The sequence below is a fragment of the Bradyrhizobium canariense genome (assembly GCF_018130465.1).
GTDB lineage: Bacteria > Pseudomonadota > Alphaproteobacteria > Rhizobiales > Xanthobacteraceae > Bradyrhizobium > Bradyrhizobium canariense_C.
This window is the reverse complement of the sequence record NZ_JAFCKJ010000005.1, coordinates 91,926-117,861: the sequence shown is the minus strand read 5'-3', so window position 1 is coordinate 117,861 and position 25,936 is coordinate 91,926. Positions and strand designations below refer to the sequence as shown.

22 protein-coding genes are annotated in these 25,936 nt (G+C 63.8%); 17 read left to right on the top strand and 5 right to left on the bottom strand.

Going from position 1 to position 25,936, the window contains the following annotated elements:
* Window positions 1-124: 124 nt before the first annotated feature.
* The 8 genes from JQ591_RS16175 (at window position 125) to JQ591_RS16140 (ending at window position 8,760) form a co-directional block, all read left to right on the top strand.
* A complete protein-coding gene (locus tag JQ591_RS16175) occupies window positions 125-832 on the top strand; it encodes a TetR/AcrR family transcriptional regulator (RefSeq protein WP_211397010.1) in 708 nt (235 codons plus the stop codon).
* Window positions 833-1,174: 342 nt separating this feature from the next.
* Window positions 1,175-1,984, top strand: coding sequence for an ABC transporter permease (locus tag JQ591_RS16170; RefSeq protein WP_211397009.1), 810 nt, complete (start codon window positions 1,175-1,177; stop codon window positions 1,982-1,984).
* Between the two features lie 62 nt (window positions 1,985-2,046).
* Window positions 2,047-3,039 (top strand): ABC transporter substrate-binding protein, encoded by a 993-nt coding sequence (locus JQ591_RS16165; RefSeq protein WP_211397008.1) that lies wholly within the window; start codon window positions 2,047-2,049, stop codon window positions 3,037-3,039.
* A 120-nt stretch (window positions 3,040-3,159) separates the two neighbouring features.
* Window positions 3,160-4,008 carry an ABC transporter ATP-binding protein gene (locus tag JQ591_RS16160; protein WP_211397007.1) on the top strand — a complete coding sequence of 283 codons (849 nt, stop codon included), beginning with the start codon at window positions 3,160-3,162 and terminating at the stop codon, window positions 4,006-4,008.
* A gap of 3 nt (window positions 4,009-4,011) precedes the next feature.
* The gene (locus JQ591_RS16155; RefSeq protein WP_211397006.1) at window positions 4,012-5,409 is read left to right on the top strand and encodes a hypothetical protein; all 1,398 of its coding nucleotides are present in this window, start codon (window positions 4,012-4,014) and stop codon (window positions 5,407-5,409) included.
* Window positions 5,406-6,557 carry a Gfo/Idh/MocA family protein gene (locus JQ591_RS16150; RefSeq protein WP_211397005.1) on the top strand — a complete coding sequence of 384 codons (1,152 nt, stop codon included), beginning with the start codon at window positions 5,406-5,408 and terminating at the stop codon, window positions 6,555-6,557. Before JQ591_RS16155 ends, JQ591_RS16150 begins: the two co-directional genes overlap by 4 nt.
* Before the next feature lie 134 nt (window positions 6,558-6,691).
* Window positions 6,692-7,897: a dihydrodipicolinate synthase family protein gene (locus tag JQ591_RS16145; RefSeq protein WP_211397004.1), complete on the top strand. Its 1,206-nt coding sequence runs from the start codon at window positions 6,692-6,694 to the stop codon at window positions 7,895-7,897.
* A complete protein-coding gene (locus JQ591_RS16140) occupies window positions 7,897-8,760 on the top strand; it encodes a sugar phosphate isomerase/epimerase family protein (protein ID WP_211397003.1) in 864 nt (287 codons plus the stop codon). Before JQ591_RS16145 ends, JQ591_RS16140 begins: the two co-directional genes overlap by 1 nt.
* 138 nt (window positions 8,761-8,898) lie before the next feature.
* Here JQ591_RS16140 and JQ591_RS16135 read toward each other — a convergent pair whose 3' ends face one another.
* Window positions 8,899-10,119 (bottom strand): cytochrome P450, encoded by a 1,221-nt coding sequence (locus JQ591_RS16135; RefSeq protein WP_211397002.1) that lies wholly within the window; start codon window positions 10,117-10,119, stop codon window positions 8,899-8,901.
* Window positions 10,120-10,226: 107 nt separating this feature from the next.
* Here JQ591_RS16135 and JQ591_RS16130 point away from each other — a divergent pair, with 107 nt between their 5' ends.
* The 9 genes from JQ591_RS16130 (at window position 10,227) to cnbZ (ending at window position 21,169) form a co-directional block, all read left to right on the top strand.
* A complete protein-coding gene (locus tag JQ591_RS16130) occupies window positions 10,227-10,781 on the top strand; it encodes a phosphonopyruvate decarboxylase (protein ID WP_211397001.1) in 555 nt (184 codons plus the stop codon).
* Window positions 10,778-11,368 carry a thiamine pyrophosphate-dependent enzyme gene (locus tag JQ591_RS16125; protein ID WP_211397000.1) on the top strand — a complete coding sequence of 197 codons (591 nt, stop codon included), beginning with the start codon at window positions 10,778-10,780 and terminating at the stop codon, window positions 11,366-11,368. The genes JQ591_RS16130 and JQ591_RS16125 overlap by 4 nt, the downstream gene beginning before the upstream one ends.
* A 135-nt stretch (window positions 11,369-11,503) precedes the next feature.
* On the top strand, window positions 11,504-12,205 hold the full coding sequence (locus JQ591_RS16120) for a TetR/AcrR family transcriptional regulator (RefSeq protein WP_211397253.1): 702 nt from the start codon (window positions 11,504-11,506) through the stop codon (window positions 12,203-12,205).
* A 1-nt stretch (window position 12,206) separates the two neighbouring features.
* Window positions 12,207-13,400: an efflux RND transporter periplasmic adaptor subunit gene (locus JQ591_RS16115; RefSeq protein ID WP_211396999.1), complete on the top strand. Its 1,194-nt coding sequence runs from the start codon at window positions 12,207-12,209 to the stop codon at window positions 13,398-13,400.
* 76 nt (window positions 13,401-13,476) lie between these two features.
* Window positions 13,477-16,572 carry a MexW/MexI family multidrug efflux RND transporter permease subunit gene (locus JQ591_RS16110; protein ID WP_211397252.1) on the top strand — a complete coding sequence of 1,032 codons (3,096 nt, stop codon included), beginning with the start codon at window positions 13,477-13,479 and terminating at the stop codon, window positions 16,570-16,572.
* Window positions 16,573-16,731: 159 nt separating this feature from the next.
* A complete protein-coding gene (locus JQ591_RS16105; RefSeq protein WP_211396998.1) occupies window positions 16,732-18,780 on the top strand; it encodes a sensor histidine kinase in 2,049 nt (682 codons plus the stop codon).
* A complete protein-coding gene (locus tag JQ591_RS16100) occupies window positions 18,777-19,166 on the top strand; it encodes a response regulator (protein WP_211396997.1) in 390 nt (129 codons plus the stop codon). The genes JQ591_RS16105 and JQ591_RS16100 overlap by 4 nt, the downstream gene beginning before the upstream one ends.
* Complete coding sequence (locus JQ591_RS16095) at window positions 19,163-20,413, top strand: adenylate/guanylate cyclase domain-containing protein (RefSeq protein ID WP_211396996.1); 1,251 nt, start codon at window positions 19,163-19,165, stop codon at window positions 20,411-20,413. Before JQ591_RS16100 ends, JQ591_RS16095 begins: the two co-directional genes overlap by 4 nt.
* Window positions 20,414-20,422: 9 nt before the next feature.
* Window positions 20,423-21,169, top strand: coding sequence for a 2-amino-5-chloromuconate deaminase CnbZ (gene cnbZ, locus JQ591_RS16090; RefSeq protein ID WP_211396995.1), 747 nt, complete (start codon window positions 20,423-20,425; stop codon window positions 21,167-21,169).
* A 113-nt stretch (window positions 21,170-21,282) separates the two neighbouring features.
* Here cnbZ and JQ591_RS16085 read toward each other — a convergent pair whose 3' ends face one another.
* The 4 genes from JQ591_RS16085 to JQ591_RS16070 form a co-directional block, all read right to left on the bottom strand.
* A complete protein-coding gene (locus JQ591_RS16085; RefSeq protein ID WP_211396994.1) occupies window positions 21,283-22,170 on the bottom strand; it encodes an ABC transporter permease in 888 nt (295 codons plus the stop codon).
* Window positions 22,171-22,174: 4 nt separating this feature from the next.
* Window positions 22,175-23,116, bottom strand: a complete 942-nt coding sequence (locus JQ591_RS16080) for an ABC transporter permease (RefSeq protein WP_211396993.1) — start codon at window positions 23,114-23,116, stop codon at window positions 22,175-22,177.
* Window positions 23,117-23,273: 157 nt separating this feature from the next.
* A complete protein-coding gene (locus tag JQ591_RS16075; protein ID WP_211396992.1) occupies window positions 23,274-24,785 on the bottom strand; it encodes an ABC transporter substrate-binding protein in 1,512 nt (503 codons plus the stop codon).
* 23 nt (window positions 24,786-24,808) lie between these two features.
* Window positions 24,809-25,912: an ABC transporter ATP-binding protein gene (locus JQ591_RS16070; RefSeq protein ID WP_211396991.1), complete on the bottom strand. Its 1,104-nt coding sequence runs from the start codon at window positions 25,910-25,912 to the stop codon at window positions 24,809-24,811.
* Window positions 25,913-25,936: the final 24 nt, after the last annotated feature.

Here is a 25,936-nt window from a genome sequence, read left to right as displayed (position 1 = left end):
GATATGGGCCCCGGCTCTGCAGCGCACCGCTGAAGAGCGCTGCGCTGCGTCCGGGGCACGAGATCGTTCTCAAACGCCCGCCCGCGTGTTACATGCGTCTTGAAGCACCCAGCGAGCAACCGGTTTGGCGAAGGCAAAGCGAACTCTGAAATGGCAGCGCGATCCCGAGGGAATGCGGCTGCGCATTCTCGAAGCCGCCAAGCAGGAATTCTCGGCCCATGGGCTTGCCGGCGCGCGCGTCGACCGCATTGCTGAAATGGCCGGCGCCAACAAGCGGATGCTCTACTATCACGTCGGCAACAAGGACGAGCTTTATCTCGCGGTGCTCGAAGGCGCCTATGACAAGATCCGCAGCGAGGAGCGCGGGCTCGATCTCGAACATCTCGACCCGCCCGAGGCCATCAGGCGCCTGATCGAGTTCACCTGGAATTATTTCCTGCGCAATCCCGAATTCCTGTCGCTGCTCCAGACCGAGAACCTCGCGCGCGCAAAGCACCTGAAGCGCTCGACCAAGGTCAAGTCGATGCATTCGCCCTTCGTCGAGATGATCCGCACCGTGGTGCGACGCGGTGTCGATGGCGGCGATTTCCAGGTCGCGGTCGATCCGGTGCAGCTCTACATCTCGATCGCGGGACTCTGCTTCTTCTATCTGTCGAACTCGGCGACACTGAGCGTGATCTTCGGTCGCGATTTGCTGGCCAAGGACGCCAAGGACGAGCGGCTGGACCACATGGTCGGCCTCGTGCTGGCAGCGCTGACGGGGCGGTCGGCCGCGCTGTTCGACGTGGTGAAGGCGCCGAAAAAGCGCGCGACGGCGGCGCAGACGGTTTAGCGGCAGTTCGTCGTTTCGCTGCTTGCGATAATGGAAATTGTGGAGTCGGACTGCTCCCCAACGTCGTCCTGGCGAAGGCCAGGACCCATACCGCGTGATCTATCGATCGGGCGTGGGGCTAACCCCGAACGACCAGCGTTCGCCAAAACTTTGCCCTGTGGCTATGGGTCCTGGCCTTCGCCAGGACGACACCGAATGTTTGGAGGACGGCACGCTCCACCGCGATCCTCCGCCAAACCTTGCCCGGAACCCCGGCGCAAAACGTCACAGGGAAAGCTCTGGACAGTATTTATCCAACGGGTTAATTTCTCTCCCAACGAACAAGACGACCGGGAGTGAGACGTGGCTGAGCTGAAGCCGCAGAGTGCGGTGTCCAAGATGCTGAACGCGGCCTGGATCCGGCCGTTTCTGTTCCTGGTGTTCATCGTTGTCGCCTGGGATCTCGCGATCCGGCTGTTCAAGATCCCCGCCTACCAGATCCCGTCGCCGGGCGATGTCATTGCGGTGCTGCGCACCGATTGGCCGGAACTGCTGCGCCAGTCCTGGCCGACGACCTATGCCACCGTCTGCGGCTTCCTGCTGTCGGCGCTGTTCGGCATTCCCGTCGCCATGCTGATCGCGGGGTCGAAGACGGTGGAGAGCTACGTCTATCCGCTGCTGGTGTTTTCCCAATCCGTGCCGAAGATAGCGATCGCGCCGCTGTTCGTGGTGTGGTTCGGCTTCGGCATCATTCCGAAGGTGATCTCGGCGTTTCTGCTTGGTTTTTTCCCGGTGGTGGTCTCCGCCGTGCAGGGCTTCAAATCGGTCGATCCAGATATGGTCGATCTCGCCCGCGCCATGCAGGGCAGCCGCTTCCAGGTGTTTTGCGCGGTGAACCTGCCGCATGCGCTGCCGGCGATCTTCTCGGGCCTCAAAGTGTCGGTGACGCTCGCCGTGGTCGGTGCTGTCGTTGGCGAATTCGTCGGCTCCAATTCCGGCATCGGCTATGTGATGCAACGCTCGATCGGAACCTTCGACCTGCCAACAATGTTCGCAGCGCTCGTGATCCTCGCGCTGCTCGGCGTCATCCTGTTCTGGGTCGTGGACCGCATCGAGAAGCTGGTCATCCCCTGGCATGTCAGCCAGCGCGAGGACGTGATTTTCGCCTCTTAATAACAACCAAAGCAACGAACGGCCGCTAACGGCCGACGCAACAACGACAAGGGAGAGTGACGATGATGCGGTGGATAGGAGCTGTCTCGACGGCGCTGATGGTGTTTGCGGCCATGCCGGCGCAGGCGGCCGACAAGGTCGTGCTGATGCTCAACTGGTACGTCTATGGCGAGCACGCGCCGTTCTATTACGGCAAGGCCAAGGGCATCTACGCGGCCGAGGGCATCGATCTCGAGATCCAGGAAGGCCGCGGCTCGGCTGCGACCACGCAGGCGGTGGCCGCCAAGACCGCCGATTTCGGCTATGTCGACGTGCCCACCATGATGCGCGCCGCGATCAAGGGCGCTCCGGTGGTCGCGACCGGCGTGCTGCTCCAGACCAGCCCGATGTCCGCCATGGGTTTCGTCGACAAGAACATCAAGAAGCCCGAGGATATCAAGGGCAAGACGGTCGCGATCACGCCGGCCGATTCCATGACCCAGATCTGGCCCCTGTTCCTGAAGAAGACCGGTCTGAAGGAAAGCGACTTCCAGACCGTTGCCGGCGACGGCCAGACCAAGCTCAACGCGGTCATCAACGGCCAGGCTGATCTCCTGCTCGGCTACGTCATGGACCAGTCGATGAAGATCAAGGACGCCACCGGCAAGGACGTCTATCCGATCAAGTTCGCGGACTACGGCATCAACATGGTCTCCTCGGGCATCATCGCCAACACTGATTATGTGAAAGCCAATGCCGACCTCGTCCGCCGCTTCATGTCGGCGACGACCAAGGCGGTCGAGGCCGCCGAGAAGGAGCCGAAGGCCGCGGCGCAGTCGATCCTCGATGCCAACCCCAAGGGCGGCAAGATCGATACGCTGACGCAGGGTTTTGAGCTGACCATTCCGCTCTATCGGACCGCGGAGACCAAGGGCAAGCGGCCATTCCAGGTCACCGACCAGAACATGACGGACTCCGTCAACCTGATGGTCGAATATGGCGGGCTCGACGCCAAGGCGAAGGACAACCCGAAAGCCTTCTACACCAACGACTACCTGCCGAAGAGCGGCTCGTGAAAGCAACAACACCGTCATTCCGGGGCGCCCGAAGGGCGAACCCTGAATCTCGAGATTCCGGGTCTGGTCCTGCGGACCATCCCGGAATGACGGTTCATGACGTCGAATGGACTTGATTGAATGAACCCAGCAACAAAGTCGGTCGCTGCCGTGCAGCCCGCCGCGCATCTGAGACTGGTGAGCGACCGGGCTGCGGGCGATGCGTCGGGCATCAAACTGTCCGGCGTGTCCAAAACCTATCGGACGCGCGATGGCGACGTGCCGTCGCTGCGGCCGCTCGACTTTCACATCAACGACGGCGAGTTCTTCGTCGTGGTCGGCCCGTCCGGCTGCGGCAAGTCCACGCTGCTCAAGCTGATCTCGGGATTGCTGCCGCCGACATCAGGCGAGATCCTGGTCGAGGGCGAGAAGGTGACGACGCCGCACGGCAATGTCGGCATCGTGTTCCAGAACGCGCTGCTGCTGCCCTGGCGCAACATCCTGTCCAACGTGATGCTGCCGATCGACATGAAGCGGCTGCCGCGCCAAACATATCTCGACCGCGCCAAGGCGCTGTTGAAGATGGTCGGGCTCGAAGGTTTCGAGAGGAAGCTGCCGTGGCAGCTCTCCGGCGGCATGCAGCAGCGCGCCTCGATCTGCCGCGCGCTGGTGCATGATCCCAGGATCATGCTGATGGACGAGCCGTTCGGCGCGCTCGATGCGCTGACGCGCGAGCGCATGAATGTCGAGTTGATGCGGATCCAGCGCGAGACCAGGAAGACCGTGCTGCTGATCACGCATTCGATCCCGGAGGCTGTGTTCCTCGCCGATCGTGTGCTGGTCATGACCGAGCGGCCCGGTACGATCGCCGCGATCTACGACGTGCCGCTGCCGCGCCCGCGCTCGCTCGACGTGATGGCCGACCCTGTCTTCACCGAGCTCGTGCAACGCATCCGCAAGCATTTCTTCTCGCAAGGTTCGCTGGACTAAACCATGGCGCCGCGCCTGAAGCTGCGAGACATCGCGTTCTTTGAACGACCCGTGCATTTCGCGCGGCCGTTCCGCTTCGGCGCGATCACCATTAATGCAACGCCCCAGCTCTTCGTGCGGGTTGAGATCGAGGTCGAGGGTAGGGGAAGTGCGGTCGGTGCCAGCGCCGAATTGCTGGTGCCCAAATGGTTCGACAAGCGGCCGGAGTTGTCGCCGGCGCAGACCGTCGATGACTTGCGCCGCTCGCTGGAGATCGCGCGGGGGCTTTATCTTGCGCGAACCGGATTTCTGACGGCATTCGATCTGCATGCCTCGTGCATCGGTGCCCAGGTCGCAACTTGTGCGAAAAAGAACATTCCGGCGCTTGCGGCGGCTTACGGCCCCGCGGAAATCGACAAAGCGATCCTCGATGCGCTGCTCCGTGCCGCCGAGACCAATTTTTTCGACGGCATGGCCGGCAACATTGCCGGCATCGATGCGCGGCTGTCGCCCGACCTGAAGGAAGCGGATCTCACGACGTTTCTATCCGGCCGGAAGCCGCTGTCGCGTGTTGCCATCAGGCATACCGTCGGCCTCGACGATGCGGTTGAAGGTGAGGGTGGGGTTGCCGATGCCCGCGAGAACTCCGGTGTAAGATACTTCAAGCTGAAGCTGTCGGGTGACCCCGTAGCCGATGCGGCGCGGCTGGCGCGCATTGGCAAGGAGCTCGATGCGCTGGAGCGTGACTACAAGGTGACGCTCGATGCCAACGAGCAATATGCCGATCTCGCGGCCTTGCATGCACTGATCGGCCGGCTCGACCATGATCCCGCGCTGCGATCGATTTCATCCAGGCTGCTCTATGTCGAGCAGCCGATGCCGCGCGATGTCACGAGGCAGTCGCCGCTCGGCTCGCTCGCGGCGCGCGGCTTCATCATCGACGAAGCCGACGATTCCTACGACGCATTTCCTGCGGCACGCGCGCTCGGCTATTGCGGCATCTCCTCGAAATCCTGCAAAGGGCTTTACAAGTCCATCGTCAACGCGACGCGCGCGGCGAAATGGAGCGCGGGCGGCGAAAGAGTCTTCGTGACGGGTGAGGACCTCACCTGCCAGGCGGGCCTCGCCGTACAGCAGGACCTCGCGCTGGGCGCGTTCATCGGCATCGCCCACGCCGAACGCAACGGCCATCATTACGTCGACGGCTTCGGTGACACGCCTGCCGCTGAAGCCCAGGTCTTCGCCGCCGCGCACCCCGATCTCTACGTCAATGCCGGGCAGGGCATCCGCCTCTCCATTCACGACGGCGATCTCCTGACGGGATCGCTCAATGCAACGGGCTTTGCGACGTCGATCCATCCGGACTGGTCGGCACTGCGTACGCTCGAACAGCCAAAATCACTTCAGGAGCAATCGGCATGACCACCCAACGCCTCGGCCTCATCATGAACGGCGTCACCGGCCGCATGGGCCTCAACCAGCATCTGGTCCGCTCGATCGTCGCGATCCGCGAGCAGGGCGGCGTCCGCTTGAAGAACGGCGACCGCGTGATGCCCGATCCGATCCTGGTCGGCCGCAGCGCCGAGAAAGTCGAGGCGCTCGCGAAGAGATTCAACGTTGCGCGCTGGACCACCGACCTCGATGCGGCCCTCGCCGACAAGAACGACACCATGTTCTTCGACGCCGCGACCACGCAGGCACGGCCGGGTCTTTTGACCCAGGCCATCAATGCCGGCAAGCATGTCTATTGCGAGAAGCCGATCGCGACTAATTTCGAGGAGGCGCTCGAGGTCGTCAAGCTCGCCAACGCCAAGGGTGTCAAGCACGGCACGGTGCAGGACAAGCTGTTCCTGCCCGGCCTGAAGAAGATTGCCTTCCTGCGCGACTCCGGCTTCTTCGGCCGCATCCTCTCGGTACGCGGCGAGTTCGGCTATTGGGTGTTCGAAGGCGGCTGGCAGGAGGCGCAGCGGCCGTCATGGAATTACCGCGACGAGGATGGCGGCGGCATCATCCTCGACATGGTCTGCCACTGGCGCTACGTGCTCGACAATCTCTTCGGCGAGGTCGAGAGCGTGAGCTGCATCGGCAACACCGACATTCCCGAGCGTTTCGACGAGCAGGGCAAGAAGTACAAGGCGACCGCCGACGACTCCGCCTATGCGACGTTCCAGCTCAAGGGCGGCGCCATTGCCCACATCAACATGTCCTGGGTGACGCGCGTCTATCGCGACGATCTCGTCACCTTCCAGGTCGACGGTACGCTCGGCTCGGCCGTCGCCGGCCTCTCCGACTGCATGATTCAGGCGCGTCAGGCGACGCCGCGGCCGGTGTGGAATCCCGACGAGAAGCGGCTGCACGATTTCTACGGTGACTGGCAGAAGCTGCCGGATAATGTCAGCTACGACAACGGCTTCAAGGAGCAGTGGGAGATGTTCATCCGCCACGTCTATGAGGATGCGCCCTACAAGTTCACGCTGCTCGAAGGCGTCAAGGGCGTGCAGCTCGCCGAATGCGCCCTGAAGAGCTGGAAGGAGCGGCGCTGGATCGACGTCGCGCCGATCAAGGTCTGAGTCTACTGGATAAGTGTCGATGTCATTGAGCCGTCATTGCGAGCGAAGCGAAGCAATCCAGAATGCCTCCGCGGCGAGAGTCTGGATTGCTTCGTCGCTTCGCTCCTCGCAATGACGGGGAGAGGTCTGAAGTCATGAACAAGCCCGTCCAACCCAAGCCCGTCCCTTCAACGTCGTCATTGTCGCTCAAGCTGCCCAAGGCCGATCGGTCGATCGAGACCTATCGGCTTGCAGCATCGCGCACCTTTCCCGCAAAGCTCGAGGGCCCGCTGAACCGCATCGCGTTCTCGGCCGTGCACACGGTCGTCGATCCCTTCGCGGACAACGACCCGTGGCTCTCCGTTGCCGTCGACTGGGACAAGACCATCGCGTTCCGCGAGCATGTCTGGGACCTCGGGCTCGGCGTTGCGGAAGCCATGGACACCGCGCAGCGCGGCATGGGGCTGGACTGGCCGACCTCGCTGGAGCTGATCACGCGTTCGGTATCTGCCGCCAAGCGCCGCAACGCGCTGGTGTTCTCTGGAGCGGGCACCGATCATCTCGCGGTCGAGGATGCCAGGAATCTCGACGACGTGATCCGCGCCTATGAGGAGCAGATATCGGCGGTCGAAAAGGTCGGTGGCCGCATCATTTTGATGGCGTCGCGCGCACTGGCGAAGCTGGGCCGTAACGCCGACGACTACGCCAAGGTCTACGACCGAGTGCTGTCGCAGGTTCGGGAACCCGTGATCATCCACTGGCTCGGCGAGATGTTCGATCCGGCGCTGACGGGATATTGGGGCACCAACGATCTCGACAAGGCGATGGATACGGCGATCGCCATCATCAACGGCAACGCCGCCAAGGTCGACGGCGTCAAGGTTTCACTGCTCGACAAGCAGCGCGAGATCGATATGCGTCGTCGTCTCGACAAGCGCATCAAGATGTACACCGGCGACGATTTTAATTATGCGGAGCTGATTGCCGGCGACGGCGAAGGCTTTTCGCACGCGCTGCTCGGCATCTTTGATGCCATCGCGCCGGCGGCGTCTTACGCACTTTCGCGGCTCGCGGCCGGTGATGAAGCCGGCTTCCACGACGTGCTGGGACCGACGGTGCCGCTCTCGCGCCACATCTTCAAGGCGCCGACGCGCTTCTACAAGACCGGCGTTGTCTTCATGGCCTATCTCAATGGCCACCAGGATCATTTCACCATGGTCGGCGGGCAGGAGAGCTCGCGCTCGATGCTGCATCTGGCCGAGCTGTTCCGCCTTGTGGATCAGGCCGGCCTGCTCGCCAACCCTGAACTTGCGACGCGGCGGATGAAGACCGTGCTGGCCTCGCACGGAATCGAATCCTGATGCGTGATTTCTCGTCCGACCACCGCTGGCTGTCGCTGAACACGGCGACGATCCGCAAGCAGGGTAACCTCGTCGAGATCATCGACGCCTGTGCCAGGCACGGCATTCGCGCCATTGATCCCTGGCGCGACCAGGTCGCGACCGTCGGTCTCGATCGCGCGGTGCGCGCCGTGCGGGACGCCGGTCTCGATCTCTCAGGCTATTGCCGCGGCGGCATGTTCACCTCGGATGCATCGCGCCGGGGCGAGGTGCGTGACGACAACCGCCGCTGCGTCGACGAAGCCAAGGCGCTGGGCGCGCCCTGCATCGTTCTCGTCGTCGGTGGCCTGCCGCAATATTCGCGGCCTGGCAGCGAGGCGTCGAAGGACATCGCCGGCGCGCGGACGCAGGTCGAGGAAGCGCTCGCTGACATGCTCGACTACGCCAGACAGGCAAAGCTGCCGCTGGCGATCGAGCCGCTGCATCCGGCCTATGCGGCGGACCGCGCCTGCGTCAACACGACGAAGCAGGCGCTCGACATCTGCGATCGGCTTGATCCTGATCGCAGCGGCATGCTCGGCGTCGCGCTCGACGTCTATCACATCTGGTGGGATCCGGAGCTGATGGGGCAGATCGCGCGCGCCGGCCGAGACCGCCTGCTCGCCTTCCATGTCTGCGACTGGCTGGTGCCGACCAAGGACATTCTCAACGACCGCGGGATGATGGGCGACGGCGTGATCGACATCAAATTTGTGCGCGACGCGGTCGAGGCGCAGGGCTTTGCCGGCTATTCGGAGATCGAAATCTTCTCCAACGACTGGTGGGGCAAGCCGATGGATGAGGTGCTGCAAACCTGCATCGCGCGGCACAAAACGGTGGTTTAGGCTACCCCGGTATCCGTTGCGCGCAGTGTCGCTGATCGCCTGAACTATCAAATAGTTGCACGGAATTGCCCGGGCGTTCCGCGCCGGTAACCTTCTACTGTGCATGGGGTTGTTTTTCGCGTTTTTTGTTTTGAGGCCTCAGCCGATCGCGCAGGGCACGCTCAAAAAGCCGCGGAATCGCACCCGTCCGCCCCTGACCGGCTGGCCACTCACGGCATAGTTCGGGAAGCGCGCCAAAAAGCGTGAGACCGCGATGGCACCTTCCAGTCGCGCCAGCGCCATGCCGGCGCATTGATGCGCTCCGGTGGCGAAGGCGAGATGCCGGTTCGGCGTGCGCGCGATGTCGAAGCTCTCGGGGTCGGGAAACTGCGCCGGATCGCGGTTGGCAGCGCCGATGCACAGCGTGATCGACGTGCCGGCATCGAGCATGACGCCGCCGAGCTCGACCCGCTCCGTGGTCATGCGGTTGCCGAGCTGGTTCGAGCTCTCGTAGCGCAGCATCTCCTCGACGGCGGTCTTGATCAGCTCGGGGTTGTCGATCAGCCGCCGCTTCTGATCCGGGTTCCGGTCGAGCGCCACGAGGCCGTTGCCGATCAGGTTGGTGGTGGTCTCGTGGCCTGCATTGAGCAGGAAGATGCAATTGTGCAGCAACTCCTTCTCGGTCAGCCGCTCGCCGTTACCTTCTCCCTGGATCAGCCGCGTCAGCACGTCGCGCTCGGGGTTGCCGGGCCTCTCGCGCCGGCGCACCACCAGCGTCGAGAGATAGGCGAGGAAATCCTTCACGGCCTTGTTGCCGCGCGCGGCGGCCTCAGGTGACACCACGGGCTCCAGCGCTCCCAGGATCGCCAGCGACCAGTCGCGCAGCGGCGCGCGCTCGTCATGGGGAACGTCGAGCAGATTGCCAATCACCTCGATGGGAATGGAGGCGGCGAAGTCCTCGATCAGCTCGCAATTGCCCTTGGCGGCGATGGCGTCGAGCAGGCCGTCGACCAGCTTGATGATATCTGGCTCCATCCCCGCGATCGCGCGCGGCGACAGCGCGCCCATGATCAGGCGCCGCACGCGGGTATGCGCCGGCGGATCGTTGAAGACGAGGCTCGTGGTGTGATGCTCGTAGAGCGGGGTGTCGCCGTATTTGGGCGCGAACTCGCGCTTCTTGTCCGAGCTGAACGATCTGGTGTTCTTGTAGGTCGTGACGAGATCGTCATAGCGGGTCAGGAACACGGTGCCGTTGCGCAGGCGCTTGACCGGCTCGTTCTCCCGCAGTGCACGATAGGTCGGGTAGGGATTGTCGTAGAATTCCGCCGTCAGCTTCTCCAGATCGAAACTGGCCGCCAGTTCATTCGCACTTGCGTTCATGCCGCCATACTCGCCGGTTGAGCCCGATATGCTGTTTTCGCTCTTTTGAGCGGCGCGGTTCACCGTCTACAGTCGAGCCGTGATTTGCAAGCCGACCGGACAGGAAAATGCACGCCCGCGCTGACGCTGCCGATACGGCCGCCGAGTCCAGCACTCATTGGCCCGACGATATTTTCGCGACCTTGCAACGCTTCGACGTCCGGCAGGTGCCCTACGTGCCCGACGCCGGCCATTCGAGGCTGATCCAGCGCGTGCTGGCCTCGTCCACGATGCGTGGCATTCCGCTGACGACGGAGGAGGAGGGCGTGGCGCTTCTGGCGGGCGCCTGGGCCGGTGGACAGCGCGGCGTGCTGTTGATGCAGTCGAGCGGGGTCGGCAATTGCATCAACATGCTGTCGCTGATCCCGATTCTGCGCTTTCCCTTCCTCACGCTGGTGACCATGCGTGGCGAGTGGGGCGAGTTCAATCCGTGGCAGGTGCCGATGGGATCGACCACGCAGGGCGTGTTCGAGCTCTCGGGTGTCAAGGTGCTGCGGGCTTCGACCGCAGCCGAGGTGGCGGCCGTGCTCGAGGCGGCGGCCGCACAGGCCTACAACGCGCTCACGCCCACCGCCGTCCTGCTGTCGCAGCGCCTCATCGGCGCCAAGGTTTTCACCAAATGAGCAAGGCCAATCTCCTCGACCGCCGCCAGGTGGTGTCCACGCTGCTTGCCGACCGCAAGGACGTGGTTGCGATCGGCGGCCTCGGCGCCTCCACCAACGACATGTGCGCGGCCGGCGACCATGCGCGCAATTTCTATCTCTGGGGCGGCATGGGCGGCGCTGCCATGATCGGCCTCGGGCTCGCTTTGGCGCAGCCAAGGTTGCCGGTGCTGGTCATCACCGGCGACGGCGAGATGCTGATGGGCATGGGCAGCCTTGCCACCATCGGCCTCCAGAAGCCGTCCAACCTCTCGATCGCAGTGCTCGACAACGAGGCCTATGGCGAGACCGGTGGCCAGACCAGCCACACCTCTGCGACCGCCGACCTCGTCGGCGTCGCCAGGGCCTGCGGCATCGTGGATAGCCGGTCTGTTACGACCATGGCCGAGGTCGAGGCCTTCGCCAAAGCTGTCCACGACGTCACGGCCGGGCCGCGCTTTGCCAATGTAAAGATCGACAGCGCCAATCTGGAGCGGATTTTGCCAAGCCGCGATGGGACTTACATTCTCAACCGGATTCGCGGCGACCTCGGCTTCCAGCCGATCTAGGCGGGCCTTCCCGGCGTCCCCGTCCTGCACGGGGGCCGTGTGGGCAAGGTCAATTTCCACTGAAATCGCAACACATTCAGGTTGCGATGCAGCATAGTGCTTGACTTTTGCGTGGGTGAGTGCTTACTCACTAGCATGAGCTCATTGCGTATGACGAGCGACCTGAGGCGTCAATTGATCCTCGGCGCCGCAAAGCGTTGCTTTGCCCGACATGGCTATACCGGCACCACGACAAAGAGCGTGGCGGCGGCCGCCGCCATTTCCGAAGCGCTGCTGTTCAAGCATTTCCCCTCCAAGGCCGCGCTTTACGCCGAAATTCTCAGCGACGAATGCGAGGCGGACCCGGCGCTCATCGAGCTGCTCGAACGCGAGCCATCGACCGTCACGTTGGTCGAAGTGATCCGCGGCATGGTCGGGCATTTCCTTCACATCGCCGACGGGCCCGACCAGGAAGAGGCCCAGCGCCTGCGACTGATGGCCACGAGTCATTTGGATGACGGCGAATTTGCCCGTTTGCTATATGCCAAGATCGAGACGCTGATCGGGGCGGCCTTCGTCGCCTCACTCGAGCGCGCGGTTGCCGCCGGGGACGCGCGGCCATACAACGGCGAACCGCTCAACCTGTTCTGGTTTGCGCATCACACGGTGATGACGGCTGCGATGACCAGGCTGCCGGCCACGCCGTGTCTCGCTTACGGCAAGGCGAACGACCTCGAACGGCAGCTCTGTGAGTTTCTCCTGAGGGGTATCGGACTTAACGACGCCGCAATTGCTTCGCATTTGGGCCGCGATCAGGCCGCGTGTGCGGGCAAGACGGCGATTGCAGAGAGTGCATGACATGAACATCGTAACCGAACACAAGATTTCGGGCGAACCGATCGACAACAAGGCTCCCAAGCGTCCGGTCCGGCCGGTGCTCTGGTTCATCATCGTCGGCACGCTTCTGGGCGTTCTCGTCGGTGGCCTCGTCTGGTTCAACTATTTCCGCGGCCAGATGATCAAGCAGTTCTTCGCCAACAACAAGCCGCCGCCGACAGCCGTCAGCGCAGCCGAGGCGAAGTCCGAAGTGGTGCCGAATCTGTTGACCGCCGTCGGCGGACTCTTCGCCGTGCACCAGGTCGACGTCAGCGCCGACGTTAACGGCCGCGTCACCGAGATCAAGTTCGAGCCGGGCACGCATGTCGAGGCCGGCACTCCGCTGGTGCAGCTGTTCGACGCGCCGGAGCAGGGCGACCTCGCCAACTACAAGGCGCAGTCAACGGTCGCACAGCTGTCGCTCGACCGCGCCAAGCAACTGGCGTCGCGCCAGTTCGGTCCGCAGGCAACTGTCGATACCGCACAGGCCGCGTACGACCAGGCGCTGGCGGGTATCGCCAAGACCGAGGCAGTGATCTCGCAGAAGCTCGTGCGTGCGCCGTTCTCCGGCGATCTCGGCGTCCGCAAGGTCGAGGTCGGTCAGTACCTAACGGCTGGTACGGCGATGGTGTCGCTGACCGATTTGTCGGAGCTGTGGGCCAACTTCACTGTGACGGAGAAGGACTCGGGCAACCTGAAGGTTGGCCAGCCGGTTCGGCTCAAGGTCGACGCCTATCCGGGCCGCACCTTCGACGCCAAGATCACCACGATCGAGCCGCAGATCTCGACCGACACCCGCAACATCCGCGTGCAGGCGACCGTCTCCAATCCGGAGAAGATCCTGAAGCCCGGCATGTTCGTGACCACCACGGTGGTGCTGCCGGACAAGCCGGCCGTGGTCACCGTGCCGGAAACGGCGGTCGACTACACGCTGTACGGCGACTCGGTGTTCGTGATCACCGAGAAGAAGGAAGAGGACGGCAAGACCAGCCTGAGCGCGGTGCGCACTTTCGTGCAGACCGGCAACCGGGTCGAAGGCCGCGTCGAAATCGTCAAGGGCGTGAAGCCGGGCGACAAGGTCGTCGCCGTTGGCCAGCTCAAGCTGCAATCGGGCGCGGCGGTGTCGATTTCGACCGACCCGGCTCCGCAGATCCCGGCGCAGCCGCCGCGCTACTGACATCGTACACGTCGCAGCATGATCCGGCACGGCCGGGTCATGCGCTTTGCAAGTCAACGAAATCGAGATCGCCGCGATGCGCTTCACTGATATTTTCATCAAACGCCCGGTCCTGTCGGTCGTCGTCAGCCTGCTGATCCTGCTGATCGGTCTGCGCGCGGCGACGACGCTGCCGATCCGGCAATATCCGAAGCTGTCGAACACGGTCATCAACATCACGACCGTCTATCCGGGCGCGTCCGCGGACCTGATCCAGGGCTTCATCACCACGCCGATCGAGCAGGCGGTCGCTTCCGCCGAAGGTGTCGACTACATCACCTCGTCCTCGGTGCTCGGTACCTCGACGATCCAGGTCTACATCAAGCTGAACTTCGATCCGAACCAGGCGCTGACCGAGGTCCTGGCCAAGACGAACTCGGTCAAATATTTGATCCCGAAGGAATCCAACGACCCGATCGTCACCAAGACCACGGGCCAGACCACGGCCGTGATGTATCTCGGCTTCTCGTCCGAAGAGCTGTCGGGCTCGGCGATATCAGACTATCTGACGCGCGTTGTGCAACCGGTGCTGTCGACCGTCGACGGCGTGGCCTCCGCCGACATTCTCGGTGGCCAGACCTTTGCGATGCGGCTGTGGCTTGACCCCCTGAAGATGGCAGGCCGCAACGTGTCGCCTGCGGATGTCGCGACCGCGATCACCACCAACAACTTCCAGTCCGCGGCGGGGCAGACCAAGGGCTATCTCATCGTCTCGAACGTATCGACGAACACGGGCCTGACCGACGTCAACCAGTTCAAGAAGATGATCGTCAAGGCCAAGGACGGCGGCTTCGTGCGGATGGAGGACATCGCCACCGTCGAGCTTGCGGCCCAAAGCACGGACGCGAGCGTCGCCTTCAACGGCGAGCACGCGATCTTCATCGGCGTGCAGGCAACTCCGCAGGGCAACCCGCTGACGCTGGTCAAGGGCGTGCGGGCGCTGTTCCCCGAGCTCGAACGCAATCTGCCGCCATCGATGAAGATGAAGGTCGCCTATGATTCGACCAAGTTCATCCAATCGTCGATCGACGAGGTCGAGAAGACGCTGGGTGAAGCCGTGATCATCGTGATCGTGGTGATCTTCCTGTTCCTGGCGTCGTTCCGTTCGGTCATCATTCCCGTCGTCACCATCCCGCTGTCGATGATCGGCGTCTGCACGCTGATGCTGGCGCTGGGCTTCAGCTTCAACCTCTTGACCCTGCTCGCGATGGTGCTCGCGATCGGCCTCGTGGTCGACGACGCCATTGTCGTGGTGGAAAACATCCATCGTCATCTGGAGGAAGGGAAAACGCCGGTCCAGGCGTCGCTGGAAGGCGCGCGCGAAATCGTGGGTCCCGTCGTCTCGATGACCATCACGCTCGCAGCCGTGTACGCGCCGATCGGTTTCCTCGGCGGCCTGACCGGCTCGCTGTTCCGCGAATTCGCCTTCACGCTTGCGGGCTCGGTGGTCGTGTCCGGCGTGATCGCGCTGACGCTGTCGCCGATGATGTGCTCGGTGCTGCTGAAGAACACCGAAGAGGGCCGCTTCGCCAAGTTCGTCAACAAGGTGTTTGGCGCGCTGACGCGGTGGTACGGCCGAAGGCTCGACCGCTCACTCGACTACAAGGCCATCACCGGCCTGTTTGCGGTGACCATCCTCGGGCTCGTCGGCTTCCTCTACATGCACACGTCGAAGGAGCTGGCGCCTGAGGAAGACCAGGGCATCGTGTTCGCGGTGACCAAGGCGCCGAAATACGCCAACATCGACTACGTCGATTTCTACGGTGAAAAGCTCGACACGGAATTCCAGAAATTCCCCGAGACCGATCTGCGCTTCGTGTTGAACGGCATCAATGGCCCGCAGGGCGGTATCGCCGGCATGCTGCTCAAGCCCTGGGAGGACCGCAAGCGCTCGTCGATTCAGCTGAAGTCGCTGGTGCAGGCCGAGCTCTCCAAGATCGAGGGCGTGCAGGCGTTCGCGTTCAACCTGCCGCCGCTGCCGGGCGGCCCGGGCGGCCTTCCGGTGCAGATGGTGATCAACTCCACCGCGGGGTTCCAGGCGGTTTACGAGCAGATGGAGAAGCTGAAGGCCGCCGCTCGCAAGAGCGGCATGTTCATCGTCTCCGACAGCGACCTTGCCTACAACCAGCCGAACGTGAAGGTGACGATCAACCGCACCAAGGCGCAGGATCTCGGCGTCAACATGCAGAACCTCGGCAGCACGCTCGCGGTGCTGCTCGGCGGCAACTACATCAACCGCTTCAACCTCGAGGGTCGTTCCTATCAGGTCATCCCGCAGGTGCCGCGCGGCCAGCGGCTCTCGCCGGAATCGCTGTCCGGCTACTACGTGACGACCAACACCGGCCAGCAGCTTCCGCTGTCGACGGTGGTGTCAATCGAGACCAAGACCGAGCCGAATTCGCTGACACACTACAATCAGCTCAATTCGGCGACCTTCTCGGCGGTGCCGATGCCCGGCGTGACCGTCGGTGCGGCGGTCGACTTCCTCGAGAGCGAGGCCAAGAATCTGCCGCAAGGCTTCAGCCATGATTATCTCGCTGACAGCAGGCAGTATGTCCAGGAAGGCAACCAGCTCGCGATCACCTTCGGTTTCGCGCTGATCATCATCTTCCTGGTGCTGGCGGCGCAGTTTGAAAGCTTGCGTGATCCGCTGGTGATCATGATCTCGGTGCCGATGGCGATCGTGGGCGCGTTGATCCCGCTGTTCTTCGGCGTGGCGACGATGAACATCTACACCCAGGTCGGCCTGCTGACCCTGGTGGGCCTGATCACCAAGCACGGCATCCTGATGGTGGAGTTCGCCAACGAGCTCCAGATCAACGAGCGGCTCGATCGCCGCTCCGCCATCGAAATGTCGGCCCGCATTCGTCTGCGGCCGATCCTGATGACCACGGCCGCGATGGTGACGGGTCTGATCCCGCTGCTGACCGCGACCGGCGCGGGCGCGGCCAGCCGCTTCTCGATCGGTCTGGTGGTCGTCGCCGGCATGTCGATCGGCACGCTGTTCACGCTGTTCGTGCTGCCGGCGGTCTATGTGGTGCTGGCGACCGACCATCGCGCGGCGGCCGATTCCGAGCGAAACAAGCAGGTCAACGACCTCGACCTCAACGATAAGGCGCTGCGGCCGACCTGAGGTCGCAGGCAAGCGAACCCGAGGGCGGCAGCGGCCAATCCGCTGCCGCCCTTTTCTATTTGCATCGGGCGCCCCGGCTGCCATTAGAGCGTTTTCGAGCGAAGTGGATACCGGTTCGCGCGAGAGACAAGGTCCGGTCTTCTTGCTAGGTTCAGCGGGATGAGCCTTTCCCTCAATCCCGACACCCCGCAAGCACGGGCGCTGCCGAGCGCGGCTCCGGATGGCGTCGCGTCCGGTACGACGCCGGGGCAGGGGATCAGGACGCGGCTCTTCACCAAATATGTCGCGCTGTTCGTGGCCGTCGTCGCGATCGCGCTGCTGGCCAACGGGCTGTTCGAGGTCTTGTTCTATTATCGCGAGCACAAGGCCGCGCTGATCCGGGTCCAGCATGAACAGGCCGAGGCGGCCGCGGCCAAGATCGGTCAGTTCGTCAAGGAGATCGAGAGCCAGCTCGGCTGGACCACGCAGCTGCCCTGGGCGGCGGACTCGATCGAGCAGCGCCGGTTCGATGCGCTGCGGCTGCTGCGCCAGGTGCCTGCGATCACCGAACTCGCCCAGGTCGATGCGACCGGCAGGGAGCGGTTGCGGGTCTCGCGGCTCGCCATGGACGCGATCGACAGCGGGATCGACCTGTCGGGCGATCCGAAATTCACCGAGGCGGTCGCGCACAAGGTTTTTTACGGCCCGGTCTATTTCCGCAGGGAGTCCGAGCCGTACATGACCCTGGCGCAGGCCGGGTCGCGCAAGGATGCCGGCGTCAGCATCGCGGAGGTCAATCTGAAGCTGATCTGGGACGTCGTGTCCCAGATCAAGGTCGGCGAGCACGGACACGCCTATGTGGTCGGTCCGGAGGGACGCCTGATCGCGCACCCCGATATCAGCCTGGTCCTGCGCAACACCGACATGTCCAGGCTCGCGCAGGTGAAGGCCGCGCAGGCCGGCGGCGGCACCATGCCGGACGCGCTACAGGAGGCGACCAACATCCAGGGGCAGAAGGTTCTGACGGCGTCCGCCCCGATCCCACCGCTCGGCTGGACCATGTTCGTGGAATTGCCGGTCGAGGAAGCTTACGCCTCCCTCTACGCCTCGCTGCAGCGGCTCGCGATCGTGCTGCTTGCCGCGTCGATCTTCGCGGTGCTCGCGGGGGTTTTTCTGGCGCGCCGCATGGTCGGTCCGATCCAGGCGTTGCGCAGCGGCGCCGAACGGATCGGTGGCGGCGACTTCTCCCAGCGCATCTCGATCAAGACGGGTGACGAGCTCGAAGGGCTCGCCGACCAGTTCAACGATATGGGCGCGCGTTTGCAGGAATCCTATGCAGACCTCGAGAACAAGGTGGAGCAGCGGACCGCAGAACTCCGGCAATCCCTCGACGATCTCCGCGCCGCGCAGGACCGCCTGGTCCAGACCGAGAAGCTCGCGTCCCTCGGCCAGCTCACGGCGGGGATCGCGCACGAGATCAAGAACCCGCTCAATTTCGTCAACAATTTCTCGGCAGTGTCGACGGAGCTGATCGACGAGCTCAACGAGACCCTGCAAGCAGCCTCGCTTGGCGGCAAGACGAAGGAGGAGGTTGACGAGCTGACCGGCATGCTCAGGAGCAATCTCGAAAAGGTGGTGCAGCACGGCAAGCGCGCCGATTCCATCGTCAGGAACATGCTGCTGCATTCGCGCGAGGGTTCCGGCGAGCATTGCCCCAGCGATATCAACGCGGTCATGGAGGAGAGCCTCAATCTCGCCTATCACGGCGCGCGCGCCGAAAGGCCCGCCTTCAACGTCACCCTCGATCGCGACTTCGACCCCGCCGCCGGCATGGTCGATATCTACCCGCAGGAGATCGCGCGCGTCTTCCTCAACCTGATCTCGAACGGCTTTTATGCCACCGCCCAGCGCAAGGAGAGCACCGCGGACGCCTTCGAGCCCATCCTGCGCGCGACAACGAAAAATCTCGGCGACAGGGTCGAGGTCCGCATTCGCGACAACGGCACCGGGATTCCGGCCGAGGTGCAGGAGAGGATGTTCAATCCCTTCTTCACCACCAAGCCGGCCGGCGAGGGCACAGGGCTCGGCCTTTCCATGAGCCACGACATCGTGGTGAAACAGCACGGCGGCACGATCGACGTGAACACCGCACCCGGCGTATTCACCGAATTCATCATCACCCTGCCGCGCATGATGGCGGCGGGCGGCACTGCCGGAGGCAAGACTTGAACGTTTACATCCTGGTCGTCGATGACGAGCCCGACGTCGAGGCGCTGTTCCGGCAGCAGTTCCGGCGCGATTTGCGCGCCGGCCGCTTCCAGATGGAATTCGCGCCGTCCGCGCCCGATGCGCTGAAGCTCGCCGCCGAGGTGCGCGACCCCTCGTTGATCCTGATTCTGTCCGATATCAACATGCCCGGCATGAGCGGGCTCGACATGCTGCCGAAGGTGCGCGCCGCGCATCCGGATGTTCCCGTCATCATGATCACCGCCTATGGCGACGCCGAGACGCGCCGGAAGGCGATCGAACGCGGCGCAGTCGGACTTCTCACCAAGCCGATTGATTTCGCGCTGCTGCGGCAGGAAATCGACACGAGGCTCGAGCAAGCCGCATGACCGCGACCATCCTCTTCGTCGACGACGAGCCGGATCTCGAGGCGTTGGTCCTGCAAAAATTCCGCAGGCAGATTCGCGATGGGCTGGTGACTATCATATTTGCGCGCGACGGTCTTGAGGCGCTGCAGTCGCTCGAGCAGAATCCGCATGTCGACATGGTGGTCTCCGACATCAACATGCCCCGGATGGACGGGCTGTCGCTGCTGGCGAAGCTCCAGGAAGCCGAAGACAAGAAGTCCACCATCATCGTGTCGGCCTATGGCGACATGAGCAATATCCGCACTGCGATGAACCGCGGCGCGTTCGACTTCCTGACCAAACCGATCGATTTCGCCGACCTAGAGATGACGATCCAGAAGACCATCCGCCACATCGAAATGCTGCGGGAGGTGCGGCGCCGCCAGGTCGAAGCCGAGCGCGCCCACGCCGCGCTCTCGCGTCATTTCTCGCCCGAGCTCGCGAAGCGTCTGGCGGCAGGGGGCGAAGGTGAGGAGATCGAAGTGCAGTGGCGCGATGTCGCGACCATCTTCACTGATATTACCGGCTTCACCTCGCTGGTCGAGAGTGCGCCTCCCGAGACACTGGGCGCGCTTCTCAACGAATACGTCGGCGGCATGACCGAAATCGTCTTCGCGCATGAGGGGACGGTTGCCAAGATCATCGGCGATGCGATCCAGGTGCTCTTCAACGCGCCCGGCGATCAGCCCGATTATGCGACGCGCGCGGTCGCCTGCGCGCACGATCTCGACGCCTGGGCGGAGGATTTTTCCGCGCGCTGGAAGGCGAGAGGCGTGAATTTCGGCACCACCCGCATCGGCATTCACGCCGGGCCGGCACTGGTCGGAAATTTCGGCGGCAACCGGTTTTTCGACTACACCGCGTACGGGGACGCCATCAACATCGCGGCGCGGCTGGAGGCCGCGAACAAGCATCTGGGAACGCGGATTTGCGTCAGTGCCAGCATCGCCAACGCGGCTGAGAATTTTCGAGGTCGTCCCGTCGGTGAGCTTATGCTGCGCGGACGCAGCGAGCCGCTGCGCGCGTTCGAGCCGCTGGCGCCGGCCCAATTCGCTGCTCCGGAAACGGCGCTGTATTCCGAGGCTTTTGCCAAGATGGAGGCCGGTGATGCCGCGGCCATGCCGGCCTTCGCCGCGCTGGTCGGCATGCATGCCGACGATTCCCTGGCCGGCTTTCACCTGAAGCGCCTGCTTAACGGCGCCAAGGGCATTCGCATGCAACTGGAATAGGAGTCCGACATGATTGGTGAATTCTCCGCCGGCAATTACCGTTTCATTCCGTCCGTATTCCAGTATTCGGCCGGTGCGGCCGCTGATGACGGCTATGAGATCGAGCGCGTCCGCTTCGACCGGCTGGTGCCGCTCGCGGAAGGGTTTGCGCTCGCGGCGAAGTATATACAGGAGGCGGGGCGGCCGCTGACGGCGTTCTGTGCCTGCGAGCTGCGCTCACCGGCGGCCTTCAGCGAGGAAGGCTTTCGCGCGTTCAACATGCACTATGTGAAGACGCTGTCCGAATGGGGCATCTTCGACGGCACCACCAATCCGGTGGCGCGCAGCAATGTCTGTCCCGAGATCGATCCACCGGCCGAGCCGTCGTTCTACGCTTTCTCCTTCACGCGGCCGACAAGTTCGAAGATGCCGAGCTTCGTGATCGCCGGCGGCGCCGAGGCGCGCGAGGGCAGCGGGACCTATGTCGAGCGTACCGTGCGCTACCGCGACCTCAGCCCGGAAGGCCTTCGCGAGAAGGTGCGCTTTACGACGACGTCCCAGATGGAGAACAGGATGACGGCCTTCGGCTTCGGCTGGAAGGACACGACCGGCGTGCAGGCCTATTCCCTGCACGACTTCCATCACGCGCTGGTCGACGAGCTGGTCCGCCGCGGGGCGTTGCGCTCCGGCCTGACCTGGCACTATGCGCGGCCGCCGGTGGTCGATCTCGAATACGAGATGGATTGCCGCCGCGTGATGCGCGAGACCGTGATCTGAGGTCCTCGTCCTGAGGAGCGGCCGTCAGGCTGCGTCTCGAAGGATGGCCGCGGGAGCGGGGCCTTATGGTTCGAGACGCGCGCGAAGAGCGCGCTCCTCACCATGAGGAACGTTTAGCGCTGGCGCGGATCGAGCGCGTCGCGCAGGCCGTCGCCGAGCAGGTTCAGCGACAGCACCACGAGGAAGATAGCAAGCCCCGGCCAGATCGCCATCCAGGGCGCCTGGGTCAGGAAGCGCTGTGCCGCGTTGAGCATGCTGCCCCAGGACGGCGCCGGCGGCTGCTGGCCCAGGCCGAGGAAGGACAGCGCGGCTTCGGCGATGATGGCGGCCGCAATCGACAGCGTCGCCTGCACCAGCAGCGCCGGCAAGATGTTCGGCAGGATGTGCGAGAACGCGATCCGCCACGGCGGATTGCCGAGCGCGCGGGCCGCCTCGACATAGTCCTCGGCCTTGACGACAAGCACCTGTCCGCGGGTCAGGCGGATGAAGATCGGGGTTGCCGAGATGCCGATCGCGATCATGGCGTTGCCGAGGCTCGGGCCGAGGAATGCGGCGAGCGCGATCGCCAGGATCAGGAACGGGCAGGCCAACATCGCGTCGGTAATCCGACTGATCAGCGCATCGACGAAGCCGCCGCGATAGCCGGCAAGCAGGCCGAGCGGAACGCCGACGCCCAGCGCGATCGCGACCGAGATGAGGCCCGCGAGCAGCGACGCGCGAGCGCCGTAGACAACGCGGCTCAGGATGTCGCGACCGAGTTCGTCGGTGCCGAACCAGTGCGCCGCAGTGGGCGGCTTGCGGACCAGGCTCCAGCTCGTCGCGATGGGATCGTAGGGCACGACGAGCGGCGCGAGCAGCGCGACGCCGACGAACATCGTGATCATGACAAGTCCGAACACTGCGGCCTTGCGTTTGAATAGGCGCCGCCGGGCGCGCCGCGCCGGGCTGTCCAGCTCGTAAGCCTGCGTGATCGGAGCGGCGGGCAGGGCGGCATCGGTCATGAGTCTAGCCCCGCAACCGCGGATTAACGAGGATGTAGGCGACATCGGCAGCCAGGTTCAGCGTGATGTAGACCGTCGCCGTCACCAGCACGACGCCCTGTACGACCGCGTAGTCACGGTTGAACACGGCGTCCACGATCAGTTTGCCGAAGCCGGGAATGGAGAAGATCTGCTCGGTCAGAACCGCCCCCGACAACAGCGTGCCGAGCTCGAGCGCGCCGAGCGTGATGATCGGCGTGAGTGCGTTGCGCATGGCGTGCTTGAGGATGACGGAGCGTTCGGATAATCCCTTTGCGCGGGCGGTGCGGACATAGTCGCTTTCCAGCACCTGGAGCATGGCGCTCCGGGTATGCCGCATCAGGACCGCCGAAATCGCGTTGCCGAGCACGAAGGCCGGCATGATGGTGGCAGCTAAGCTCGCGCGCCAGTTCTCGGTCAACGGCACGTAGCCGGACGCCGGCAGCCAGCCGAGTTCGATCGAGAACAGGAAGATGAGCATGATGCCGAGCCAGAAATTCGGTGTCGAGATGCCCCACAGCGCGAACAAATTGGCGGCATAGTCCCAGACGGTGCCCTTTTTCACGGCGGAGACGATGCCGGCGGGAATGCCGATCAAGAGCGCGATCAACATTGCCATCGAGCCGAGCTGAAGCGTCACCGGCAGCTTCTGCGCGATCAGCTCGCGCACCGGCATCTTGTTGCGCAGCGATTCGCCGAAATTGCCGGTCAGGACGCCCTTGAGCCAGTAGACGTACTGCACGGGGATCGGCTGATCGAGCCGGTATTGCTGGCGGATCTGCTCGATCACGGCGGGATCGCGCTCCTCGCCGGCCATCACCAGCGCGGGATCACCCGGCAACAATTGCTGGAGCGAGAAGATCAGCACCGACACGAAGAACAGTGTCGGCACGATCTGCACAATGCGGCGAGCGAGGAAGTTCAACATGGTGCGACTCGTGTCCCGGGCGCGGCGCAACATGCAATGTTGCGCTGCTGAACCGGGACCCATCTATCACGACGAGCCCGCGCTATGGGTCCCGGCTCTGCGGTGCAGCGCTTACGCGCTGCGCCGCGTCCGGGACACGCACTCATCGGCACCACGCTCACTTGAACTTCAGTCCGACCACCCGCACCAGCCCGTCGGGCATCTGCTTGTAGCCCTGGAGCTTGGTCGTGTGCGCAATCAGAAGCGTGCGGTGGTAGATGTAGATGATCGGCAAATCGTCGAGCAGGATCTTGGTCATCTTTTCGTAGATCGCCTTGCGCTCGGCGACGTTGGCCGTCGTGCGTCCGTCTTCCATCAGCTTGTCGGCTTCCGGATTCGCGTAGCCGCCGTCGTTCTGCGGTGCCTTGCTGCGCATGAAGATGTAGGAGTTGCCGTCCGGGTCGATGCGGCCGCTCCAGTTGATCTGGAAGACCTGGAACTCGCCGGCCTGGGCCTGCTTGAAGGTGGTCGCAAATTCGACGGCGCGGATCTTGATGTCGAATCCCGCTTCCGCGGCCATAGACTGCACGACCTGAGCGACGGCCTCGTTCTCCGCGCCTTTGGGAATCATGTAGTCGACGGTCACCGGTGAAGTGACGCCGGCTTCCTTCAGAAGCGCCTTGGCCTTCGCGATGTCCCGGCCACGAACCGGAAATGCCTTCTGGTAGTAGGGATGTGTGGGGCTGACCCATTGATTGCCCGGCGTGAATTCGCCGTTGAATACGACCTGGTTGAGGGCTTCGCGGTCGATCGACAGATCGAGCGCCTGGCGGACTTTCGCCGACTGACTCAGCGGTCCCTTGGCCTTGTCGTTGCCGATGTTGACTGTGAGGCCGAGATAGCCGAGTTCCGGCGCCGTCGACAGCACGAGCCGCGAGTCCGCGCGCACGTCCTTGATGTCGGTGGCGAGCACGCGCTCGATCAGATCGAGCCCGCCGGACTTCAGGTTTGCGAGCCGCACCGTGGCATCGACGATCGGCAGGAACACGACGCGGTCGATATGGATATTGTCCTTGTTCCAGTAGTCGGCGAACTTCTCGAATACCATGCGGTCCTGCTGGACGCGCTCGACGAATTTGTAGGGACCAGCGCAGACCGGATGCAGGCCGAACTTGTCGCCGGCTTCCTTGGTTGCCTTGGGCGACACCATCATGCCGGAGCGGTCGGTCAGCTGGGCGATCAGCGGCGAGTAGGGGGTCTTGAGCACCAGCTTGATCGTCAGCGGATCGACGACCTCGACATGGTCGACGCTGGCGAGCTCGGATTTGCGGAACGAGGTCGGCAGCGTCATGTGACGCTCGATCGAGAATTTTGCAGCTTCCGCGTCGAGCGGCTCGCCGTCGTGGAATTTCACGTTCGGCCGGAGCTTGATCGTCATCTCCTTGCCGTCGGCCGACGTCTCGTGGGACAGCGCAAGCTGCGGCACGATGTTGAGCTTCTCGTCGATGTCGAACAGCTTGTCGCAGAAGGCGGAGAACACGATGCGGCCGACATAGGTGCGGCCGATGCTGGGGTCGAGGATGTCGGGGTCCTCGGCGATGCCGATGCGAAGGGTGCTCTGAGCCTGGGCGGCACCCACGAGCGACGTCAGCAGGGCCGACGCCAGGATGGTCAAACGCATGATACTCATCGCTCTCAACCTCTGTTTTGCGGCTATGCCGGGTCTGTTCCCAATGAACTAACCCCGCGGCCGCGGACTGCTTCCGGGCCGCCGCTGAAGGCGGCGACCAATTTTTCAAGGACCGGCGAAAAGCCGCCGTCGGTGGGGACGATCGCCGCGGAGGACGGCAGTTCCGACGTTCGGTGGCACGCCGTTGCATGTCTGGTGCCATCCTGCACGAGCAGAGGCATTTCGCTGCGGCAACGGTCGACCACGTAGGGGCAGCGGGTGTGGAAGCGGCATCCCGGCGGCGGATTGAGCGCGCTGGGGATCTCTCCCTGCAGCACAATCCGGCTGCGCTTTGCCCGCGGTTTAGGCACCGGGATCGCGGACAGCAGGGCACGGCTATAGGGATGACGCGGCGCGGCGAACAGCGCATCCGCCGCCGCCGTCTCGACGATCTGGCCGAGATTCATCACCGCCACGTGGTCGGCGATGTGCTTGACCACCGCGAGGTCGTGCGAGACGAAAATGTAGGCCAGCCCAAGCCGGTCCTGGAGCTCGCGCAGCAGATTGAGGATCTGCGAGCGGATCGAGACGTCGAGCGCCGAGACTGGCTCATCGCAGATGATCAGTTTCGGCTCGACCGCGAGCGCTCGGGCGATGGCGATACGCTGGCGCTGGCCGCCGGAGAACTCGTGCGGGTAACGCCGCGCCAGCCGCGGCTCCAGCCCGACCAGCCGCAAGATCTCCTCGACACGTTCGCGCCGCCGGGCGGGCGGCACCAGATTGTGCAGCGCCAGCGGCTCGGTCAGGATCTGGCCGACGGTCATGCGCGGATTGAGCGAGGCGTAGGGATCCTGGAAGATGATCTGTGCCTCGCGGCGAAAGGCGCGCAGCGCGCCGGCGTCGAGGGAGAGGAGATCGCGGCCTTCGAAACGGATCGTGCCTGCATCCGGCTCGATCAGCCGCAGCACCAGGCGGCTCACGGTGGATTTGCCGCAACCGGATTCGCCGACCAGGGCCAGCGTCTTGCCGGCCTCCAGCGAGAAGGAAACGCCGTCGACGGCTTTGACGTGCGCCAGCGCCCGGCCGAACAGCGAGCGCTCGGCGACGAAATGCTTGACCAGGCCATCGACCTCGAGGAGAGCGGTCATCGTTCGCGCTCCCCAGGAAGCTCG

Excerpts from the sequence above, each read along its gene's own strand:
- JQ591_RS16145 (WP_211397004.1), top strand. The coding sequence starts at position 6,692 with ATGAACAAGCCCGTCCAACCCAAGCCCGTCCCTTCAACGTCGTCATTG.
- JQ591_RS16120 (WP_211397253.1), top strand. The coding sequence starts at position 11,504 with ATGAGCTCATTGCGTATGACGAGCGACCTGAGGCGTCAATTGATCCTC.
- JQ591_RS16150 (WP_211397005.1), top strand. The coding sequence starts at position 5,406 with ATGACCACCCAACGCCTCGGCCTCATCATGAACGGCGTCACCGGCCGC.
- JQ591_RS16070 (WP_211396991.1), bottom strand. The coding sequence starts at position 25,912 with ATGACCGCTCTCCTCGAGGTCGATGGCCTGGTCAAGCATTTCGTCGCC.
- JQ591_RS16155 (WP_211397006.1), top strand. The coding sequence starts at position 4,012 with ATGGCGCCGCGCCTGAAGCTGCGAGACATCGCGTTCTTTGAACGACCC.
- JQ591_RS16160 (WP_211397007.1), top strand. The coding sequence starts at position 3,160 with ATGAACCCAGCAACAAAGTCGGTCGCTGCCGTGCAGCCCGCCGCGCAT.
- cnbZ (WP_211396995.1), top strand. The coding sequence starts at position 20,423 with ATGATTGGTGAATTCTCCGCCGGCAATTACCGTTTCATTCCGTCCGTA.
- JQ591_RS16130 (WP_211397001.1), top strand. The coding sequence starts at position 10,227 with ATGCACGCCCGCGCTGACGCTGCCGATACGGCCGCCGAGTCCAGCACT.
- JQ591_RS16080 (WP_211396993.1), bottom strand. The coding sequence starts at position 23,116 with ATGTTGAACTTCCTCGCTCGCCGCATTGTGCAGATCGTGCCGACACTG.
- JQ591_RS16095 (WP_211396996.1), top strand. The coding sequence starts at position 19,163 with ATGACCGCGACCATCCTCTTCGTCGACGACGAGCCGGATCTCGAGGCG.
- JQ591_RS16105 (WP_211396998.1), top strand. The coding sequence starts at position 16,732 with ATGAGCCTTTCCCTCAATCCCGACACCCCGCAAGCACGGGCGCTGCCG.
- JQ591_RS16110 (WP_211397252.1), top strand. The coding sequence starts at position 13,477 with ATGCGCTTCACTGATATTTTCATCAAACGCCCGGTCCTGTCGGTCGTC.
- JQ591_RS16115 (WP_211396999.1), top strand. The coding sequence starts at position 12,207 with ATGAACATCGTAACCGAACACAAGATTTCGGGCGAACCGATCGACAAC.
- JQ591_RS16135 (WP_211397002.1), bottom strand. The coding sequence starts at position 10,119 with ATGAACGCAAGTGCGAATGAACTGGCGGCCAGTTTCGATCTGGAGAAG.
- JQ591_RS16140 (WP_211397003.1), top strand. The coding sequence starts at position 7,897 with ATGCGTGATTTCTCGTCCGACCACCGCTGGCTGTCGCTGAACACGGCG.
- JQ591_RS16125 (WP_211397000.1), top strand. The coding sequence starts at position 10,778 with ATGAGCAAGGCCAATCTCCTCGACCGCCGCCAGGTGGTGTCCACGCTG.
- JQ591_RS16085 (WP_211396994.1), bottom strand. The coding sequence starts at position 22,170 with ATGACCGATGCCGCCCTGCCCGCCGCTCCGATCACGCAGGCTTACGAG.
- JQ591_RS16165 (WP_211397008.1), top strand. The coding sequence starts at position 2,047 with ATGATGCGGTGGATAGGAGCTGTCTCGACGGCGCTGATGGTGTTTGCG.
- JQ591_RS16075 (WP_211396992.1), bottom strand. The coding sequence starts at position 24,785 with ATGAGTATCATGCGTTTGACCATCCTGGCGTCGGCCCTGCTGACGTCG.